The following is a 2246-nucleotide window of genomic DNA, read 5'->3' as shown; positions in this document are numbered from 1 at the left end:
GGTTTGGTTACGTTGGATTGGATGTATTCGGCTGCTTCTTCTTCCGCAGTACCGCCGATTTCACCGATCATGATGATGGCGTCGGTATCTGGGTCTTCTTGGAAGAGTTTCAGTGCGTCGATTTGGTTCATACCAGGAATCGGGTCGCCGCCGATACCAATACAGGTTGATTGACCCAAGCCCAGTTTGGTGGTTTGTGCTACAGCTTCGTAAGTCAATGTACCGGAACGGGAAATAATACCGATGCGGCCCGGAGTGTGGATGTGGCCCGGCATAATACCGATTTTGCACTCACCCGGAGTAATCACACCAGGGCAGTTAGGGCCGACCAAGCGGGTACCGTTGCCGTTGGTTTCCAAGTAACGTTTGGCTTTGAGCATGTCCAAAGTAGGCACGCCTTCGGTAATCACAACGACCAAGCCTACGCCTGAATCAACGGCTTCAACGATAGAGTCCAATACAAACGGAGCTGGAACGTAAATTACAGATGCGTCTGCGCCGGTTTCTTTAACGGCTTCTTTCATGGTGTTAAACACGGGCAGGTTCAGGTGGGTTTGACCGCCTTTGCCCGGGGTAACGCCGCCGACAACTTTAGTGCCGTAAGCCAGAGCTTGTTCGGAGTGGAAAGTACCGTTTTTACCGGTGAAACCTTGAACCAATACTTTGGTGTCTTTATTAATCAATACGCTCATTCTTTTCTCCTTAGGCGTTTACGGCTGCAACAATTTTTTCGGCTGCGTCATTCAGGCCGTCTGCAGAAGTCAGTTTCAGACCTGATTCGTTCAGGATTTTCGCGCCGAGTTCGGCATTGTTACCTTCCAAACGAACAACGACAGGAACGTTGACGTTGATTTCTTTAACGGCTGCCACGATGGCTTCCGCAATCATGTCGCAACGTACGATACCGCCGAAGATGTTGATCAATACGCCTTTAACGGATTTGTCTTCCAGAATCAGTTTGAACGCTTCAACCACGCGGTCTTTGGTTGCACCGCCGCCAACGTCCAAGAAGTTGGCAGGTTGGCCGCCTTTGAGTTTGATGATGTCCATAGTGGCCATCGCCAAACCGGCACCGTTAACCATACAGCCGATGTTACCTTCCAGGGCAACATAGTTCAGGTCGAATTCAGAAGCTTTCAGCTCACGTTCGTTTTCTTGAGATTTGTCGCGCAATTCAGCGATTTTTGGCAGGCGGTAGAGCGCGTTGCTGTCGATACCGATTTTGCCATCTACGCAAGCCAGCGCGCCATTTTCGCGAACTGCCAATGGGTTTACTTCAAACAGGGCGAAGTCGTTTTCGATAAACGCTTTGTACGCGCCGGTCATCAGTTTGACGAACTCGTTGATTTGTTTGTCTTTCAAGCCCAGTTGGAACGCAACTTCGCGAGCTTGGCAAGGTTGCAGGCCAACCAGCGGATCAACGGTTACTTTGAAGATTTTTTCTGGAGTTTCGGCAGCAACTTTTTCGATTTCCACGCCACCTTCGGTAGAGGCCATGAATGTAACGCGGCGGGTAGAACGGTCAACCACTGCGCCCAAGTACAGCTCGGTTTGAACCGGATACATGTCTTCGCAAACCAAAACGCTGTTGACAGGTTGGCCGTTGGCATCGGTTTGGTAAGTTACCAAGTTGGTGCCAATCAGGCTTTCAGCCACTTCTTTAGCTTCTTCGCGGCTTTTAACGACTTTTACGCCACCCGCTTTACCGCGGCCGCCGGCGTGTACTTGTGCTTTGACAACAGCGAATTTACCGCCCAATTTGTCGTAAGCTGCAGCGGCTTCTTCGCCGTTGTGTGCCAAAATACCGCCTTGTACGGGCAAACCGTAGCTAGCCAGCAGTTCTTTAGCCTGATACTCGTGTAAATTCATGGATTTCTCCTTAAGGTGAGTGGGTTTTAGGAATCGCCCTGCGGCCAATCCCATATTTTCAGACGGCCCTACTATTTACTGAAAGGCAACCACATCCGCGCCAGCAGATACATGGTTGCGCCTCCTCCTCCGAGAATAAAAAAGACAATGCCTTTTTTACGCGAATTCGGGCAGAGCAGATAAACGGCAAGGCTGAAACTGATAAACAACAATGCCACGCGCCAAACCAATTCTTTATCTTTGAAACGGTTGAGCGTATAAGTTTCGGTCATCATCACATACATCTGCCACAATGCGGCCATACACATGCTGATGATGCCCATCGGTATAAAGAAAATACCGACTATTTCTTTGTTCATAATGAATGTAAATGCTGT

3 protein-coding genes are annotated in these 2246 nt (G+C 49.6%); all 3 read right to left on the bottom strand.

Annotated features, from left to right (window positions below; translation table 11 throughout):
• Positions 1 to 692, bottom strand: a 692-nt coding sequence (sucD, locus tag ACTHUE_RS16095) for a succinate--CoA ligase subunit alpha (RefSeq protein WP_440423980.1), incomplete at its 3' end; no start/stop codon positions are given.
• A 10-nt stretch (positions 693 to 702) separates the two neighbouring features.
• Complete coding sequence (gene sucC, locus ACTHUE_RS16090; RefSeq protein ID WP_003675098.1) at positions 703 to 1869, bottom strand: ADP-forming succinate--CoA ligase subunit beta; 1167 nt, start codon at positions 1867 to 1869, stop codon at positions 703 to 705.
• A 71-nt stretch (positions 1870 to 1940) separates the two neighbouring features.
• The gene (locus ACTHUE_RS16085; protein ID WP_004519272.1) at positions 1941 to 2228 is read right to left on the bottom strand and encodes a hypothetical protein; all 288 of its coding nucleotides are present in this window, start codon (positions 2226 to 2228) and stop codon (positions 1941 to 1943) included.
• Positions 2229 to 2246: the final 18 nt, after the last annotated feature.

The organism is Neisseria sp. P0021.S005, assembly GCF_051956955.1.
The sequence above is the reverse complement of the archived record's forward strand: the minus strand, read 5'-3'. Positions and strand labels throughout refer to the sequence as shown.